The organism is Lachnoanaerobaculum sp. ICM7 (assembly GCF_000287675.1).
GTDB lineage: Bacteria > Bacillota > Clostridia > Lachnospirales > Lachnospiraceae > Lachnoanaerobaculum.
Genome location: NZ_ALJL01000003.1, coordinates 1 through 18,532 on the forward strand (window position 1 = coordinate 1; position 18,532 = coordinate 18,532).

16 protein-coding genes and 1 pseudogene are annotated in these 18,532 nt (G+C 32.6%); 4 read left to right on the forward strand and 13 right to left on the reverse strand.

Annotated elements, in window-relative coordinates:
- Nucleotides 1–166: 166 nt before the first annotated feature.
- The 8 genes from HMPREF1140_RS00505 to HMPREF1140_RS00540 all read right to left on the reverse strand — a co-directional run bounded on the left by HMPREF1140_RS00505 (nt 167) and on the right by HMPREF1140_RS00540 (nt 8,624).
- On the reverse strand, nt 167–853 hold the full coding sequence (locus HMPREF1140_RS00505; RefSeq protein ID WP_009662031.1) for a hypothetical protein: 687 nt from the start codon (nt 851–853) through the stop codon (nt 167–169).
- A 112-nt stretch (nt 854–965) separates the two neighbouring features.
- The gene (locus HMPREF1140_RS00510; RefSeq protein ID WP_009662018.1) at nt 966–1,688 is read right to left on the reverse strand and encodes a hypothetical protein; all 723 of its coding nucleotides are present in this window, start codon (nt 1,686–1,688) and stop codon (nt 966–968) included.
- 18 nt (nt 1,689–1,706) lie between these two features.
- Nucleotides 1,707–3,062 carry a hypothetical protein gene (locus tag HMPREF1140_RS00515; RefSeq protein WP_009661987.1) on the reverse strand — a complete coding sequence of 452 codons (1,356 nt, stop codon included), beginning with the start codon at nt 3,060–3,062 and terminating at the stop codon, nt 1,707–1,709.
- A gap of 2 nt (nt 3,063–3,064) precedes the next feature.
- Complete coding sequence (locus tag HMPREF1140_RS00520; protein ID WP_009661989.1) at nt 3,065–3,538, reverse strand: hypothetical protein; 474 nt, start codon at nt 3,536–3,538, stop codon at nt 3,065–3,067.
- 94 nt (nt 3,539–3,632) lie between these two features.
- Nucleotides 3,633–4,916 carry a hypothetical protein gene (locus tag HMPREF1140_RS00525; protein ID WP_009662035.1) on the reverse strand — a complete coding sequence of 428 codons (1,284 nt, stop codon included), beginning with the start codon at nt 4,914–4,916 and terminating at the stop codon, nt 3,633–3,635.
- Nucleotides 4,917–5,171: 255 nt separating this feature from the next.
- Nucleotides 5,172–6,791, reverse strand: coding sequence for a chaperonin GroEL (groL, locus tag HMPREF1140_RS00530; protein ID WP_009662027.1), 1,620 nt, complete (start codon nt 6,789–6,791; stop codon nt 5,172–5,174).
- 30 nt (nt 6,792–6,821) lie between these two features.
- Nucleotides 6,822–7,106, reverse strand: coding sequence for a co-chaperone GroES (locus tag HMPREF1140_RS00535; protein WP_009220291.1), 285 nt, complete (start codon nt 7,104–7,106; stop codon nt 6,822–6,824).
- A 147-nt stretch (nt 7,107–7,253) separates the two neighbouring features.
- Nucleotides 7,254–8,624: a sodium-dependent transporter gene (locus HMPREF1140_RS00540; RefSeq protein WP_009662002.1), complete on the reverse strand. Its 1,371-nt coding sequence runs from the start codon at nt 8,622–8,624 to the stop codon at nt 7,254–7,256.
- Between the two features lie 354 nt (nt 8,625–8,978).
- On the opposite strand from HMPREF1140_RS00540, the gene HMPREF1140_RS00545 reads away from it, so the two are divergent.
- From HMPREF1140_RS00545 to HMPREF1140_RS00560, 4 genes are all read left to right on the forward strand, one after another.
- A complete protein-coding gene (locus HMPREF1140_RS00545; RefSeq protein ID WP_009662019.1) occupies nt 8,979–9,713 on the forward strand; it encodes a MerR family transcriptional regulator in 735 nt (244 codons plus the stop codon).
- A 165-nt stretch (nt 9,714–9,878) separates the two neighbouring features.
- Nucleotides 9,879–11,000: a VanZ family protein gene (locus HMPREF1140_RS00550; protein WP_009662020.1), complete on the forward strand. Its 1,122-nt coding sequence runs from the start codon at nt 9,879–9,881 to the stop codon at nt 10,998–11,000.
- Between the two features lie 103 nt (nt 11,001–11,103).
- Nucleotides 11,104–11,811 (forward strand): PAQR family membrane homeostasis protein TrhA, encoded by a 708-nt coding sequence (gene trhA, locus HMPREF1140_RS00555; protein ID WP_009661997.1) that lies wholly within the window; start codon nt 11,104–11,106, stop codon nt 11,809–11,811.
- A gap of 184 nt (nt 11,812–11,995) precedes the next feature.
- Nucleotides 11,996–12,832: a cell wall-binding protein gene (locus HMPREF1140_RS00560; protein ID WP_009662034.1), complete on the forward strand. Its 837-nt coding sequence runs from the start codon at nt 11,996–11,998 to the stop codon at nt 12,830–12,832.
- Nucleotides 12,833–12,891: 59 nt separating this feature from the next.
- On the opposite strand, the pseudogene HMPREF1140_RS00565 reads toward HMPREF1140_RS00560, so the two are convergent.
- From HMPREF1140_RS00565 to HMPREF1140_RS00585, 5 genes and pseudogenes are all read right to left on the reverse strand, one after another.
- A pseudogene (locus HMPREF1140_RS00565) lies at nt 12,892–14,004 on the reverse strand (extracellular solute-binding protein).
- A gap of 128 nt (nt 14,005–14,132) precedes the next feature.
- Entirely contained in the window at nt 14,133–15,239 is a 1,107-nt protein-coding gene (locus HMPREF1140_RS00570; protein WP_009662007.1) for a glycoside hydrolase family 172 protein, read from the reverse strand.
- Nucleotides 15,240–15,260: 21 nt separating this feature from the next.
- Nucleotides 15,261–16,115 carry a carbohydrate ABC transporter permease gene (locus tag HMPREF1140_RS00575; protein WP_007594962.1) on the reverse strand — a complete coding sequence of 285 codons (855 nt, stop codon included), beginning with the start codon at nt 16,113–16,115 and terminating at the stop codon, nt 15,261–15,263.
- A 12-nt stretch (nt 16,116–16,127) separates the two neighbouring features.
- Entirely contained in the window at nt 16,128–17,006 is an 879-nt protein-coding gene (locus HMPREF1140_RS00580) for a carbohydrate ABC transporter permease (protein WP_007594961.1), read from the reverse strand.
- 85 nt (nt 17,007–17,091) lie between these two features.
- Nucleotides 17,092–18,357 carry an ABC transporter substrate-binding protein gene (locus HMPREF1140_RS00585; RefSeq protein ID WP_009662013.1) on the reverse strand — a complete coding sequence of 422 codons (1,266 nt, stop codon included), beginning with the start codon at nt 18,355–18,357 and terminating at the stop codon, nt 17,092–17,094.
- Between the last annotated feature and the right edge of the window lie 175 nt (nt 18,358–18,532).

The following is an 18,532-nucleotide window of genomic DNA, read 5'->3' on the forward strand; positions in this document are numbered from 1 at the left end:
TCTGAAAGAAACAGTGGTAAATATCCTTGTTTTGAATTATAATGATTATTTTGTAAAGTTTTTATCATAAGTTAATTTTACCACAAAAATAGGACCTTTCGCATGAACGAATGGTCCTATTTCTTTTAGGGACTTATTTCACAGCCCCTTTTATTATAAATAATGTTTACTCTGCCTTTGTAAACATATCAAGTCCTTTAGAGCTTTCTTCAGCATTTGTTGTTATTGTAGCAATTGTATATATTCTTCCTCCAACCTCAACAAAAGCCTGAGTTGTATACTGAGTTACTCCACCCATAGTTAAATCTGCAACTATAGCAGGTACATCCTTGTCCATTAATTTTGTTGTAGTGCTTTCAATCTTTAAAGCATCCTTTCCTAAGGACTCATTATTTTTCTTTGTTGTCTCAATATACTCATCCATATAGGTCTTTAAATCTGTACCTTCATCCAATATGCCTATCATAGCTATTTTAGTATAATTATTGTTGTAAGCATAAAGTTCCAATTTTCCTTCAGACTGGATTCCCATAGCTTCAAGCTCAGCTTGATCTGCTATTCTCATATCATTGGCTGTGGCATCAAACTTCAAATTCAAAGCCTTATTTGTATAAACATTATCTGCAGTAACCCCTGCCAAATCCTCTGCAGGGATATTGGCTTCACTTGAAGCTTCTGCGCTGCTTTCTTCTTTCTTTTCTTCAGTAGCTGCTTCTGCGCTTGTTTCTTTACTTTGTGCTTCAGAAACACTTTCACTTCCCACTGTTGTTTCAGCCTTTTTGTTACCTCCACATGCGGTTACAGCCAATACCGATGCTATAGCCAATACCGCTAATTTAAAACTTCTTCTCATAATGTCCTCCGATTTATATAACTTTTTTCGTACTGATTATACAAGACAGAACATATAAAAGCTTTAGGATTTATATTAATTTTTATTTAAGATAATTTAGGTTTAATATGATTTATTCGTATTTCTGAAATAAATCAAGTCCGGCCTGTGCCTCTTTTTCATCCTTTCCACTTGATACTATAATCATCATGTAATCATCCTTTACTACAAAGAGATATTTCTGACACTGTTTTGCAACTGTTGTATCCACATAAATATCCAAACATGATAATTCCTTACCGAGAAAATATGCATCCGATTTCTTTACCTCTGAACTTTTTAGCTGATCTTTAGGGACTTTACTAAGTTGACTTTCCATTATCTCTTTTTGTGCATCCAAATATTCGTCCATAGGCATTAACACATTATTTTTTGCCAACGAAACACTGATTCTCTTTGTAGTATCGGTATTGTCGACTGCAAACATATCTATAAATGATTTGCCGTCTTCGATATGCTTCTTTACGGCAGCTACATCCGATCTTTCTATGCCGTCATTTCCCATACTTTTAAGTCCTTCATCACTTACAAAATCAAGACCTGTTTTGCTTATATCAAACTTTATATCAAGCATCTTATTTGAATAAACTTTATCACTTATGCTTCCAAGCACAAGAGTACCTTCAGAGTCGTTAACCTCGGTGGTATCCTCAACGGATTCTTTATTTGTATCGCCTGATACACTTGTAAATGACTCTTCGGTTTCACTTGTTTTTCTACCTGCTTTTATACCGCATCCTGAAAAACAAAGTGATAAAGCAGCAGCCAGTATTCCTAATTTAAAAATTCTCTTCATAGTCTCCTCCAAATATATTTATTCCTCAATTTTACTGATTGCATCAATCATTTGCTTTGCTGATAACTCATCACCGGCAAATGCAGATATCTCAGCAATATAATTCCCAACTTTTAAATATACAGCTCTTTCATATAAGTCCTGTCCATATATATTTGCGTGTAGACTTATATATGTTCGGGTTTCTCCCAAAAATTCATCTTTACCTTTTTTGATTTCTACGTATTCACCCTTCATGTTATATATATCCTTTAAGCCTACCATTTGCCTGTTTATATAACTGTCAAGATCCTTTAGTGTATCCTCCTTTTTTATAATGACGCTTAATATACTTTTATTTTCGATATCTGCACGCATATCCATAAACTTGTCACCATTTTCCAGAAGTTGCGATACCTCATCAATATCCCACTTTTTTTCACCGGTATTATCATATTTAATATTTGCTTCTTCCCTACTTTTTATCTTCATTCCAAGTGATTTTTCATCAAATCTGATTCCGAACATCTTGTTTGTATAGATACCGTTATTTATCTCACCGATAGAAAACTCAAAATTATTATCAACTTCCTCCCCCTCATTTATACTCTCTGATGAATCTGTTGTTTCATCACTATCAATCTCAACTTTATTATCTAATACTTCAAATAATTTAAATCCGTCTTTTGGTGCCGATGAATATTCTCCCCCTGAAGAAATAATGGTTATATATTTTCCTCTTTTTATAAATGCCAACTCTATGGTTGCTGTTCCGTCATAATAAACCTTTTTAAATTCTATACCCGGAACCTCTTCTCCAAATAACTCTATTGTTTTCTTTTTTGAATCAAAGTCTTTTTTCAGTTTATTAAGTTCTTTTTCAAGGAATGTATTCAAATCATATTCGGATTTATAAACAAATATTGAAATAGCTAATTTATTATCAGGTGTAGTAGCATGCATATCTACAAAATAATCACCTTTATTTAAAACCTCTTTTACAGACTCTATATCTGCTCTGTCAGAATCATTATATCCAAACTTCTTTTTAATTTCCTCATCATTTCTAAACCTTAAATTATTAGCTTTACCGTCAACTTTTAAGTTAAGCATCTTATTTGTATATATACCGTTTTCAATTTCACCGACGGTGAACTTTACATTTGCATCTAAATCAAAAATATATTTTGGCTCTACATGCTCTTCATAATCCGGAGCTACAAACATACTCAAAACTTCCTGAATATCCTTGCTGTCTTTGCCCTCAACTTTTATCTCAATAAAATAGTCATCAACTTTCATATATAAAATACTTTCAGCATATTCTATTCTTTCTCCGTTTAAGCGAATATCTATGCTCTGTACTTCTTTATCTAATAATATTCCGGTTGACAATTTCACTTCAGCATTATCATATTCTCCTTCATATTTTTTTTTTGTTTTTGGAGCTCAGCTTCAATATGTTTTTCCATGCCTTTTTCTTCGGTTTCTCTATATATCTTTATGCTGACATATCTGGATGCACCTGACCTATCCGAGGCTTCCATATCATTTATATAATTTCTTTTGTCTTTACCGGCCTTTGTAGAGTCAGTATCCGAGTATACTTCCATACCTTCTATTTCTTTTCTGCCGAGCACATACATATTATGTATTTTACCGTTAAGTTTTAACTGAAACATTTCATTTATATATACATCTTTACGGACTTCTCCAATATAATCATCTGAATATTCCGTATCTGAGTATTTTAAATCCTGATGTTCTGAATCCAAATTTTCTACATTTTTTAAATTATTTCTACAACCTGAAATCAGTAATATAATTACTGCAATAAACCATATAATTACTAATTTTAAGGTTCGTTTCATAGACTCCACCTCATGTGCAAAATACAAACCGGAACATATAAAAGCTTTAGGATTTGTATTAATTTTTATTTAAGATAATTTAGTTTATTAAATATTATTTTTCAAGTTTTGTAAACATATCTATATATTTACTTGCACCTTCTTCACTGTCCGCATATGATGTTATCTCCGCAACATAATTTCCTACTTTAAGAAATACTATTTTTTGATATGCTGTATTTCCATTATCGGTTGCTCTTACAGTTACATAAGGCATAGTTTCACCTATGAACTCACCACTGCCTTTTTGTGTTTCAACCTCCATTCCCATTCTCTCCATACCTTGTTTTATTCCTACTACAGCTCTGTCCGCATAAGTATCGGTATCTTTTATATTTTCTTCCTTTTTTATCATTACACTTACAGAACCTTTTTCACTTACGGCATGCATATCCACAAATTTTTTACCCGTATCAAGATACTCTATTACTGCTTTAATATCAGATTCATTTTTTCCTGTATCATAGAAGTTTTTATTTGCCTCTTCTTTACTTGCAAATATCATATCATTTGACTTTCCGTCAAAATTTAATCCAAACATTTTGTTTGTATAAATATCATTTTCTATCTCACCTATTTGTACTTCTACATCTTCACTTGCAGTTTCTGTACTTTCAGCAGTACTTATTACTTCATTTGAATTGTCTTTTGTTTCCGCATTTTCTAATTCTTCCTGATTATCCAATATTTCAATTGAATCAAAACCTGTCTGTGGAGCGGCTGCATAAATTCCACCGGAGATAATAACCATTACATATTCTCCTCTTCTTATAAAGGCAAGTTTCTGATATACTTTTGAATCTTTTCCGTTTATTGTGTATCTTATGCCTTTAACTTCTTTTCCAAGGACATTTACAGTTGTCTTACTCGCATCTAAACTTGGGTCTAAATCCGATAATTGTTTATCTAAAAAAGTATCAAGGTCTGAATCAGACTTAAGGATCATCACTGAAACAGCCCTTTTATTTTTTGGTGTAGTCGCATACATATCTACAAAGGCATCACCCTTATCCAATACCTCTTTTACCGAATCAATATCAGATCTGTCTGAATCATTAAATCCGAATTGATTTTTGATTGAATCATCATTTTCAAAATTATACTTATTTTCTTTTCCGTTAACTTTTATATTGAACATCTTATTTGTATATATGCCGTTCTCTACTTTTCCAACAGAGAATTCTTTATAAGTATCTGAATCTACAACATAATTTGATTCAACTTTTTTTGTAACTTCTACTTTTTGTTCAAAATCTTCACTTTTCTTACCGCAGGCATTCATAGATAACATAGATACAGCCATCAAGCCAATAACAGAAATTTTAAATATTCTTTTCATTTTTCCTCCTTATGTGCAAAATACAAACTCCAACAAAAGTTCTCTATTGCTCAAATACATTTTAATAAAATTATATTCTTCATTCAGCCAAAAATATATTATGCACAATAACGAAATTATGTCCTCTATTTTATACAATATTGCTTTGTTGCAGTCCTAAGTACAGCTTATTGCATAATTTTTAAAACTTTAAACACAAAAAGAGCACACCCTGTTTCCAAGGTATGCCCTATAAACTTTATTATAAAGTTTTAATTACATCATTCCCATTCCGCCGCCTGCAGGCATTGCAGGTGCATCTTCTTTTATATTAGCTACTGCCGACTCTGTTGTAAGGAGTGTAGATGCAACTGAGTTTGCATTCTGAAGTGCAGATCTTGTAACCTTTGCAGGATCCAAGATACCTGCCTTAACCATATCAACATACTCTTCTCTGAAAGCATCAAATCCTACACCTTCACTTGACTCTCTTACCTTGTTTACAACAACGCTTCCTTCAAGTCCGGCATTCTCAACTATTCTGAAAAGTGGTGCCTCAAGTGCTTTAAGTATGATCTTTGCACCTGTTCTCTCATCACCTTCAAGGGTAGCTACAAGCTTCTCAACTTCCTTGCTTGCATGGATATAAGCTGAACCACCTCCTGCAATGATGCCTTCCTCAACAGCCGCTCTTGTAGCATTGAGTGCATCTTCCATACGAAGCTTAGCTTCCTTCATCTCAGTCTCTGTAGCCGCACCGACTCTGATAACCGCTACACCACCTGAAAGCTTAGCAAGTCTTTCCTGTAATTTCTCTTTATCAAACTCTGAAGTAGTTTCTGACAGCTGTGATTTAATCTGAGCAACTCGCTTTTCAATATCAGCCTTTGAACCCTGTCCGTCAACAATAACAGTATTCTCTTTTTGAACCTTAACACTCTTTGCACGACCAAGGCTTGCAAGTGTAGCATCCTTAAGATCAAGTCCAAGTTCCTCACTGATCACTGTACCGCCTGTAAGAACAGCGATATCCTTTAACATATCTTTTCTTCTGTCACCATATCCCGGAGCCTTTACAGCTACAACATTGAATGTTCCTCTAAGCTTATTTACTATAAGTGTTGTAAGAGCCTCACCCTCAACATCCTCAGCTATAATAAGAAGCTTCTGTCCTGATTTAACAAGTTCTTCAAGTACAGGTAAGATATCCTGAATATTTGAAATCTTCTTATCTGTAATAAGTATATATGGATCATCAAGATTTGCTTCCATCTTCTCCATATCTGTACACATATATGCAGAAACATAACCTCTGTCAAACTGCATACCCTCTACAAGGTCAAGCTCTGTCTTCATAGTCTTTGACTCTTCAATAGTGATAACACCCTCGTTTGTTACCTTCTCCATAGCATCCGCTACAAGGCTTCCAACCTCATCATCACTTGCAGATATAGCTGCAACTCTTGCAATCTGCTCTTTTCCCTTTATAGGCTCACTCATCTTTGCAATAGCCTCTACTGCCACATCTGTAGCCTTCTTCATTCCCTTACGTAAAATTATAGGATTTGCACCTGCTGCAAGGTTTTTCATTCCTTCATTTATCATTGCCTGTGCAAGAACTGTAGCTGTTGTTGTACCGTCACCTGCCACATCATTTGTCTTTGTAGCAACTTCCTTTACAAGCTGTGCTCCCATATTCTCAAACGCATCTTCAAGTTCTACTTCCTTTGCAATAGTTACACCGTCATTTGTAATAAGCGGTGTACCGAATGATTTATCAAGTACAACATTTCTTCCCTTAGGTCCCAATGTAACTCTAACTGTATCAGCCAGCTTATTTACACCGGCTTCCAATGCTTTTCTGGCTTCAACGCCATATTTAATATCCTTAGCCATATTTACCTCCGTCTAATCTATATAAAATTATTATTCAATTACTGCCAAAATATCATTCTGCTTTACAACGATATACTCAACCTTGTCAAGTTCTACCTCTGTACCTGCATACTTGGAATAAATAACCTTATCGCCAACCTTAACCTGCATCTTTATTTCTTTTCCGTCTACAACTCCTCCCGGACCTACTGCAACAACCTCTGCCTGTGACGGCTTTTCCTTTGCCTGTCCCGGAAGTACAATACCTGATGCTGTTGTCTCTTCAGCAACCAATTGCTTTAAAACTACTCTATCGAATAAAGGTACTAACTTCATTTTGTATTCCTCCTAAATGTTTATAAACTTAACTATGAAATTTTATACCACTTTTTATTAGCAGTGTCAAGGTTTGAGTGCTAATATTCTTAATAAATTAAAAATCAGCCACAACTTTGACAGTTACCGGCTGATTTTTTCTGTTTCTTATTTAAAAAATTTGTCGTATATTCCAAACACGAATATAAATAATACTATTATAGGCAATATAAATGTAAGGTAGAATCTCATCCAGTTTTTCATCTTAAGACCGTCACCTTTATTGCATTCTTTGAGATAGTTATCCCATCCCCAGCCATATCTGCTTACACAAAACAACAGATATACCAATGAGCCGAGTGGCAATATTATATTACTTACAAGGAAATCCTCAAGATCAAGTATTGTTCCTCCAAAAGGCTTTAGCCAATCAAACGCCCATGCACTAAAACCGAATACACATGGTAATGAAAGTACTATTATTAATATCAAATTAAAAAGACTTACCTGTTTTCTTGACTTCTTTGTAAGGTCCATACCGCATGAAACTATATTCTCAAATACTGCAAGCACTGTAGAAAATGCCGCAAATGACATAAAAATAAAGAAGAAACTTCCCCATAGTCTTCCAAGAGGCATCTTATTAAAGATATTCGGTAGAGTTATAAATATGAGCGAAGGACCTGAAGTCTGATCTACACCATATGTAAATGTAGCCGGGAAGATAATAAGTCCTGAAACTATAGCTACAAATGTATCCAGTATAACTATTGTCACAGACTCTCCAAGCATACTTCTGTCATTGCTTATATAACTTCCGAATATAAGCATTGCACCTATTCCAAGGCTTAGTGTAAAGAATGCTTGATTCATTGCACCTGTGATTACATTTCCGATACCTGTTTCTTCTATTCTGCTTATGTTCGGTATAAGATAATATTTAAGTCCTTCCGATGCACCCTTTAAGAAGAATGAATTTATTGCAAGTATTATCATTACCACAAGAAGCGTAACCATTACTATCTTTGTGATATTCTCAAGCCCCGCTTCAAGTCCTCTTGACACTATAAACATACCTGCAACAACTACAACTACCATCCAAAAAATCATAATAGTCGGATGTGAAAGCATTGTATTAAAGACATTTAGAACTCCGTCCGAATCCAGACCTTCAAATTGTCCTGTTATTGTAAGGTAGAAGTAATGAAGCATCCATCCTGTTACAGTAGTATAAAACATCATCAAAAGATAGTTTCCTATAAGTGCCACTATTCCATGTATATGCCACTTACTTCCTGAAGGTTCCAACCTTTGGTATGCCAGCACCGGACTCTTTCTTGCCGCTCTTCCTATAGAAAACTCCATAGTCATTATCGGCAGACCGAGCATTACCAAAAATATCAGATACAGCAGTACAAATGCACCGCCTCCACCTTTTCCTGTCATGTACGGAAACTTCCACACATTACCTATACCAATTGCACATCCGGCTGAAATAAGTATAAATCCGAGCCTGGACTTTAATCTTTCTCTCTCCAAAATATCCTCCTACTTAAATCCTTGATATTTTTGAGGATTGCAAGAACATTGTGTAAAGCAATCCGACATAAAGGTAAAACACTTTACCTAAATGACTTGATAAACTGTAGTCAATCAAATGCAAAACATTATAACACAATTAATGAAAAATTTCTATCTTATACCTTAAGTATATCCTTTATATTATTGTATTATTCAAAAATCAATTAATCATATTTTGACAAATCATACCCCAAGAATTATTTCTATTTTGATATTTAATCTTATATTAAATTTATAAATAATCTTTAACTTAAGGTATTGACTATTACATTGCGTCATAGTTTATACTTATCCTTGTTAGGAGGTTTTCAAATGTTTTTAATTAAAAAGGTTAGTGAAATAAGCGGTGTATCGGTGCGCACTTTACACCATTATGATGAAATAGGTTTGCTTTCACCTAAAAAAAGTGAAAACGGGTACAGATATTACTCCGAGGATGATATGTCTTTTTTGCAAATGATATTGTTTTATAAATATCTGGGATTTCCTTTAAAACAGATAAAGGATTTATTAAAACAGGAAGATCCGGAAATACTCCATCATCTAAAGAAACAACTCGTTTTGATGCAGAAAGAAAAGCAAAAACTCTTAACACTTATTGATACATTGGAAAAGACTATTGAATCAAGAGAAAGGAAAATTACTATGTCAATAAAAGAAAAATTCAAAGGTTTTACATATCAGGATAATGAAAAGTATAAACAAAAAGCAATAGACCTTTATGGAAAGGAAGTTATTGAGGAAGCCGTTAAAAAACAAAAAGGAAGAGAACAGGAAATTGCCGACGGTTTTAATAATATCTTTTTTGCCATATCGGGTAATATGTCAAAGGGACTTAAGTCTACATCAAAAGAAAATACCGAACTGGCAAAAAAGCTTCATAAACATATTTGTGAATACTCTTTTGACTGTAGTGCGGATGTGTTTTCAAGCATAGGCTATGGATATGTTAAAAATCCGGAATTTAAAAATAATATGGATAAATTCGGAGAAGGTATGGCACAGTATCTGTGTGATGCAATTCAACAGTATGTAAAAGAGATTTAATTGATAAATCCTTTTTAATATATTTTCACCTCTAAGTATCATTTTATTGTACTTAGAGGTGAAAATCAAGCATTTAGCTTTATTTAATTTGTTTTTGTATCCATTTTGATATAGAATTTATATGTTACAATATCATTTTAAATTGCTATATTTTTAGGAGCAAATATGAATCAATATATAGAAGTATCTTTGCAGGCTGTTATACTGTTTCCCTTTGTGGTCGCTATATTTACACTGCCTTATATTGCTTATAACTACCACAAATACGGATCTGTTATAAGTCTTAAAGTTGTAATCGTTTATTCTTTTATTTTTTATATTCTGTGTATGTACTGTCTGGTGATACTGCCTCTTCCGTCTCCGGAAAAGGCTGCAACGCTGCACAGTCATAAAATGCAGCTTGAACCTTTTTTATTTATAAAAGATATTTTACGAAGATCGGATATTATTAAAGATCAGCCAAAAACATGGTTAAGTGTAGTATTAAACAAGGCTTTTCTTGTAAATATTTTGAATTTGTTTTTAGCGCTACCTTTTGGAATGTATCTACGTTACTATTTTAAAAGATCCTTTATAGAAACTATGGTTTTATCATTTCTGTTGTCCTTATTTTTTGAAATAACTCAACTTACAGGACTGTATTTTGCATATTCCGGAAGTTACAGACTCTTTGATGTGGATGATCTTATAGTAAACACCTCAGGTGGAGTACTTGGATTTCTTTTAATGGGAATATTTATGAAATTTTTGCCTTCAAGAAATGAGCTGGATGAAATAAGCTATAAAAAAGGAATGGAAGTATCATTAACAAGACGCTTTATATCATTCTTTTTTGATATGGCATTTATTGCTTTTTTGACTTTTATTTGTGAAATTTTAATACCTGAATTTGCCTTATTGTTCTCATTTGAAGCAAGTATCTTATTTTATTTTTCTGTTTTTCCGATATTATTTAAAGGAAGAACTTTAGGAAAATTTATCACAAGTACAGCCATTGTATCTTTAAATGAAGAACGTCCTGCATTCTATTCATATTTTCTAAGGTATATACTTTTTTACGGATTTTATTTTTTTATTCCTTTAAATGTAAGAAGACTTCTTGAAAGTTTAATACTTACAAATACAGATTCTTATAAAGATATGGCATATGCAACTCTTGAACTTTTAGCAACTATTTTATACTTTATGATATTACTTACAGCTCTTATAAAATCTGCAAGACATCGCAGACTTTTGTATGAAAATTTATCAAAGACAAAAATTCAGAGCACTGTTAAAGTATCATAATTAAATCATATTTAATTTTTTATACTTGAAATGTCCCAATTGTTGATGTAGTATTTAAATACATTACATATAGTTTTTAAAACTACATCAAGGAGGGATAAATATGAACTCAAAATATAAAGAAAAGACAAGATTCGGTGTACTTCCCGGAACTATATCAATAAAAATAAGGGAACCGGGCTCAGCACTTACTCACTTTTTGGGACTTATTCTTTTATGGATAGGAGCCGGTCCGCTTATTCAAAGGACTGTAGAACATGGAAGCTTTTTAACTTCAATATCTATGTTTGTCTTTATTGTATCAACTACATTATTATATGCGGCAAGTACAACATACCATTCCGTAGTTTTAGACCTTAAAAAGACAATGATTTTTCGTAAAATAGACCATATAATGATTTCTGTTTTGATTGCCGGAACATATACACCTGTATGCCTTACCGCTCTTAAAGGAAAAGTCGGATATATATTACTGACTTCCATATGGACACTCGCTATAGGCGGAATTATACTGAAAATTTTCTTTGTAAACTGTCCTAAGTGGCTGTCATCTTTAATTTATCTCATTATGGGATGGCTTTGTGTATTTGCATTAAAACCTATATTCAAAGCACTACCTCTAACCGGATTTTTATGGCTTTTGTTTGGAGGTGTCTCCTACACACTCGGAGCTGTAATCTATGCCTTTAAATTAAAAGCTTTTAATGAAAAACATATTTATTTCGGTTCACATGAGATTTTTCATGTTTTTATTATGATTGGAACATTTTGTCATTATATGTTGCTTTTTAATACATTGTCCTTTTATTAAATATTCTTTCAATAAAAAGCATATGTCCATAAATTACTGTTTTTGTTTCATTTATTTGCTATATTTACAAAAATAAAGTTGCAAACATTACATATGCTATTGAATATAATCGTCTTATTATATATAATTAATATAGAGTTAATTTTGTATTTTAATGTATGTCTATATTTTATAGGAGGTATATATGAAAAAGCCGCTTTTTTGTACTATGATGATATTTGCTACATTATCTTTAACTTCAACTGTTTTTGCAAGTCAAGGATATAAAAAACAAAGGTACGCATTAAAAGATACCTGGATGATTCATAATGATGCATGGTGTTATGTTGATTCCGAAGGAATTGTTTCTACAGGATGGAAAGATATTTTAAATCATCGATTCTACTTTGATAATGAGGGAAGAATGGTGACTAATCAATGGGTTGGTGACTATTACATCGGTCCTAACGGAATGATGTTAACCGATACCACTACTCCTGACGGTTATAAAGTCGGAAATGATGGTAAAAGAATTTCTGAAAAAGTTGTGCTTGATGAGGCAAGGGCAGCCTCTACACTTGAAAAACATGCCTATTATAAATATTGTACTAAGGAACAGGCCGAGCAGGCGGATGCTGTTGCAAGAAGTATCGCTACAAGAGTTTTATCAGACTCCTCGCTTATAACAGATCTTGCAAAAATAAAGAAGGCTTCATCTATTATTTACAAAGAGTATATTATAGAAAGTTCACGTGAAAATGATGAAAATAAGTACTACAGAAGTCCTTATGGTGTTTTTATAGCAGGAATAAGTACAAGTGCAGGCGGTACCAGAGCACTTGGAAGAGTTCTTGATTTTATGGGGTATGATTGGGAACATGCAAATCCTAATACAAAAACTCATCAATGGTGTATCGTAAATATGGACAATCAGGCAGGATATGCCGATGCCATGGGATATGGATGCGGATTTGGTATTCATCCTTATATTTCTGAAGATATGAGTTCTGTAAATAAAGATATTGCTAACGGTGTATATTAAGACTGTATTAAAAACGGCCGGCACTTAAAGTGCCGACCGTTTTTCTCTACATACTGAAATTATTTTCTATCAGCTATTGCTTGAGCTAATTTACAAAAATCATCCAATGTTATCTCATCTAATAAATACTTTTGAAATATTCTTCCCATTTCCGAGATATCATTCATTGGATTAGATGACAGCGGCCTGACTTTAAAGTTTGTATTCTCAACATACTTTCTTATAATATCAATATCAGGAACATCTATATCTTCCTCTAAGATAACATCAATTCTTGCAGGTATCTGCTTCATTGCGTTACTATATTCAATGCTCCCTTCTCTACTTGAAATATAACTTAAAAATTTCTTTGCCGCATTTTTATTTTTTGAAGCTTTATTAAGTACATACTGCCACGTTGCTATATTAGTTGCATTTTTTTTGAACATAGGAAGTTCTGCCACATGTATTCCATCTTCTCCATACTTTCCTGAATTCAAAAAGATATTTATAGCACCACTATACATAAATACACATCCATACTTGCCGTCAATAAATTTTTGTTCCATTTGTTCGTATCTGTCTATCATTTGATTTTGAGGTGTATAACCATGTTTCAGCATATCATGCAAAAACTTAACAGCTTCCTTTGTATTATCATTATTCCAATTATAATAGTCTCCATCAAACATATTTATAAATTGTGATAAATCATTATATATATATGTTTAATCCCATGCACTTCCATATCCATACATGTTTGTACCATAATCATTACCGACAAATAATGAAAAATCATCCAAATTTTTAACTCCTTCGAGTTCTGAATATTTTATATATTTTTCATTTACCCAAAACATCATAATATCCATAAGGTATGGAACAGAATAAAAATGATTTTTATACATAGCCACTGATTCTACATAGTCTTTAGGATATGATTCCACAATATTTTTACTCATTATATCATCTAAATTTTCAATATATCCTTTTACTTTAAACTCACTTACCATCTCATCATTAACTGAAATCAAATCAATATCTGAATTTCCTGATAAAAGTAATGTTGAAATTTCCGCCTGTCTATTATTTGCATCAGCCGGACAAGGAATTATATTTATTTTCATATTTAATTTTCTTGATACATCGTTAATATAATTTTTAAAATCAGGATTATCAGCTTCTATATGCATGATATTTAATTCAGCTTCATAATAGTTGCTTATTTCTATTTCTTCATTCTTCTTATAATTATTACAAGAAGATAGAATTAAACCGATACATAATAAAATACAAAAAATTTTTTTATACAAATCAGCTCCTATCTTGGACGCCTACATTCTCTTCCTACAAGAGGTAAGAATGATGAATGAGGCTCTGTCTGATACCAATATGCTACACTTGCAACATCATCCTGTCTTTCAAAAAGACCTCCATGTCCAACACCGATTTGCTGTATAGTAACCTTTAAATCTTCATCAAAGCATATAGGATCCTGTATATGCCACCTATAGAACCCTCTCATCGGTAAGCAATCATCATTGTGATAATCATTATGAATCAATTCATCATGTGATGAATAGTACGGATATCCCAAATATGATGTACTATAATTTTGCTCAACTGTTTTTCCATTTATCTGTTTTGCAAAACTCCATGAACCTCCAAAATAATCTTCAGTTCCTGTACCGCAAATTGTAGGATATTCTATATCTCCGTCTATGTAAAATTTTACTTCTCCTTCTCCCCACCAGTACCTTTCCAATGTGGTCAATGCAATATATGTCCCGATATAATGTCCCTTTCCTTTTACATTGTCCAATATTACATAATCTTTACCTAAAGTTGTAACTCTTTCTCTTCTCCACTGAGCATGAAAATAAGCTATATCGTTAGGAAGATTATCTACAACACAATAATCAATCTGATAGAAAAATGCCGGTATCGGATTTGGATGCTGGTTTTCCAAAGTTATTCTTGCTCTTTTATTAAAAGGCATTTGAAAATAACTGTTCATTCCTCTATTTGGTACTACAACAATCGGCATTGAATTCACTACACATTCCCTTGCAAATCCACAACAAAAGAAATCTCCAAGTGGACTCTCTACAGAAGGAGTTTCCTCATCGTCCCAATATATCCTTATAATCAGATCACTTAAAACAAAACAATCTGCTTCTGTTGTTTTATTTGTAACCGTAATCCATATGTGATTTATTATACCCGGTCCCTCTATATCGGCAAGTGTTACAGTTTCTCCACTCGGTATATCTTTTAAACAAGGACTTCCTTTTCTTGAAGGCCCCAGATTGCTTGATGCCATCCCGCCTTTACCTTTTTCTCCTGTAGGATTTTCTGCATTTACAGCTCTACTTTTTCTGTTTTTTAAAATTGCTAAATTTCCTAAACTTCCGTATAAATCATACATAAACTTAACTCCCTATCTAAATTAAGATTTAACACCACCTGCCATAATTCCATCCATTATCTGCTTTTCAAAAACAGCAACAAATAATATTATCGGTAAAAGTATTATCCATCCCATTGCACTGACTAAATCCCATGGTACACCATACATATTATCTCTTAAAGGAAGTTGAACTATCGCTACAGATAAAACCTGTATTCCGTTTGAATAATATAAAGGTGTAAAAAAATTGTTTAAACAATTTATAAAATTAATAATGCACACTGTGGCAATAGCAGGTTTCATCAAAGGCAATATTATATAAAATAAAATCTGTATAAAATTTGCTCCATCTATAGCAGCAGCCTCTTCCAGTGAAACAGGTATTTTACCGACGAAATTGTTTAATATCAAAACTGTAAACGGAATAACCGAACTTACATATAGTATTATCAAACCTTGATATGTATCGAACAATCCAACCTTTTTCATAAATTCATATAAAGGCCTTGCAGTAACCACCTCAGGTATAAGTAAAGTTGCAAGAATAAATGCAAACGCTACACTTATCCATTTTGAATTAAACCTTGAAAATCCATAAGCTGCCATTGTACATAATATTGTGCTTATTATTAATGTACTTCCTACTATTATTACTGTATTTCCTATTTTACTTAACAACCCTACATTTTCAATAAGAAATTTATAACTGTCAAGTGTCGGATTATTTGGCAAATAATCTATAGGCTTCTTAAATAATTCTCCTGCAGGAGTAATTGATGATATAAAAATCCAATATACAGGAAATAAGATAAGAAATGCAACCACTATAAATAATAACCATCTGCTTATAGATATACATTTTTTATATATTTTATATTTAGTATTACTACTCATATTATTCTCCTGTCATTCACTGTATTTATTCATAACTCTTATATTAAACCAACTAAATAAAGCCATTAAAATAAAAAGCATGATAGCTAAAGTAGAAGCATACCCTATATTCAAGTTTGTAAAAGACTCCATTGCTATACGATAAGCTATCAATGATGTATCTTCTCCCGGCCCTCCGGATGTCATTGCATATACCAAATCAAATGATGTTAATCTCCATAATGTAAAAGGTATACATAATGTAATAATATTCCTTATAATTAAAGGTAATGTGATTTTAAAGAATATTTGAAAAGAATTTGCTCCGTCTACTTTAGCCGCCTCATAAATATCACCTGAAATGAACTGAAGTCCGGATAATACAAGTATTGCAAAAAATGGTAAATCTTTCCATAAATCCATTGCTATAACAGCACTACGAGCAGATCCGGTATTTATTAACCAATTAAATTGAAACTCCGGTATGAATCTTCTAATTAAATCATTTACCAATCCATAATCATTATTAAATCCCCATTTTGCCGCCATTCCTATAACTACAGCCGGCATAGCCCAAGGTATAAGTACTATTGTTCTTAAAAACCTCCTACCTCTGAATTTCAAATTAAGTATCAATGCAAGTATAGTACCTAATATAACATGAAAGAACATTGATACTACTACAAAAATAGAAGTAAATTCAATAGAGGAAATTACTTTATCATCTTTAAACACCTCTATATAATTTTTAAATCCTACAAACTCGTTTATACCTGACAGAACTTTAATATTATACATACTATTTTTAAAAGTAATAATTATAGGATAAATTGTGGTAAATCCCCTTATCAAAAGTACAGGTAAAATCAAAATTATAGGTATATACCTTATTGACTTTTTGCTTATGTTCAAAATAATTCCTCCTATAAATAAAATGAGTGCTGCAGTAATATTTTATTTATAAATTCCTACACTGTAGCACTCTTTGGATTATATATTATTTATATTTATCTACCAAATCCTGTGCTTTTTTGCAAAAATCATCTACTGATATTTCACCCTTCATACAAGACTGGTAAATTGTTCCCATATCTGTGATAAACTCCATAGTTTGCGGAAGCATTGGGCGTCCCTGTACATTACATTCTGAAGCATATCTGGTGTACATCTCCTTTGCAGGGTCGCTGTCAGGAACTACCTTCTCGGCAACATCTTTTCTTGCAGGGTAACGATCAAAAGCCTTATATGACGCTTCCATTCCACCCTCAGATGCCATATACTTTAAAAACTTTATTGCCGCTTCCTTATTTTTTGATGCAGAATTCAATACATAACTCCATGAATCTGTAAATATAGCTCTATTACCGTCATCTGTCATTGAGGGCACCATAGCCATATGAATCTTGTCATCACCAAGCATACCTGCTTTCTGATAATCAGATCCCAATCCCCACATAAACCAACAACCATATTTTCCATCATTTGCCTTTGGATTCATCTGCTCATATTTATCCGCAATTTGATCAATTGGTGTTTCATTATTTTTTACCATATCATATAAGAATTGTATTGCTTCCTTATTTTCAGGTCTTGTCCAGTCAAAATAATCGCCACCGAACATATTTACAAATTGTGCTATTTCATTAAACACATATGTTTTTTCCCAAGATCCACCATACCCATAAGTACCGTTTACTGAAGCAGCTGACATATATTTTTTAAAATCTTCCTTTGTATCTATAGAAGTTATTCCGGCATTATCCATTATTTTTTGATTTACCCAAAAGGCCAAATATCCTGAATATCCGGGTACTCCGATAACATTTCCTTCTTTATCGGTAATCATCTGCTCCAAATATCCCTTTGCAAATTCACCACGAATATCATCGGTCATAACTGTATCATTAAGTCCATCAAGCCAACCTGAATTTTTAAATGATGCACTCATTTCATCATTAATTTCCAATATATCTACACTTGAATCACCTGTAGAAAGTATAGTTGTAATCTTTTGCTGTCTCGTGTCAGAGTCTGTAGGTGCTGCAATTACATTAATCTTTAATCCTGTAGCATCTTGAACATTATTTAACCATTCATCAAAATCGGCATCTGTAGTATTGATACTATATAATGTCAAATCATATTTGGAATTTCCACCGTTTTCCGAGTTTTTGCTTGACTGTGTTGTTCCGGATCCACAGCCGGCTAACAGACCTGTTAATAGTACTGTACTTAACATTACACTCTTTATTCTTTTATTCATCTTTCCTCCTTATTGTCCCTAAAACACTTCACTTACACATATAGGACGTATGCTTTTTGATAATTACATCATAGTAGAATTTATAATTTTCAAAAATACAATATATTATGATTCATTTATATTATTTTTGTTTATATTGTTTTGTTTTTTTTTACAGTCTATAATTGCTTATATG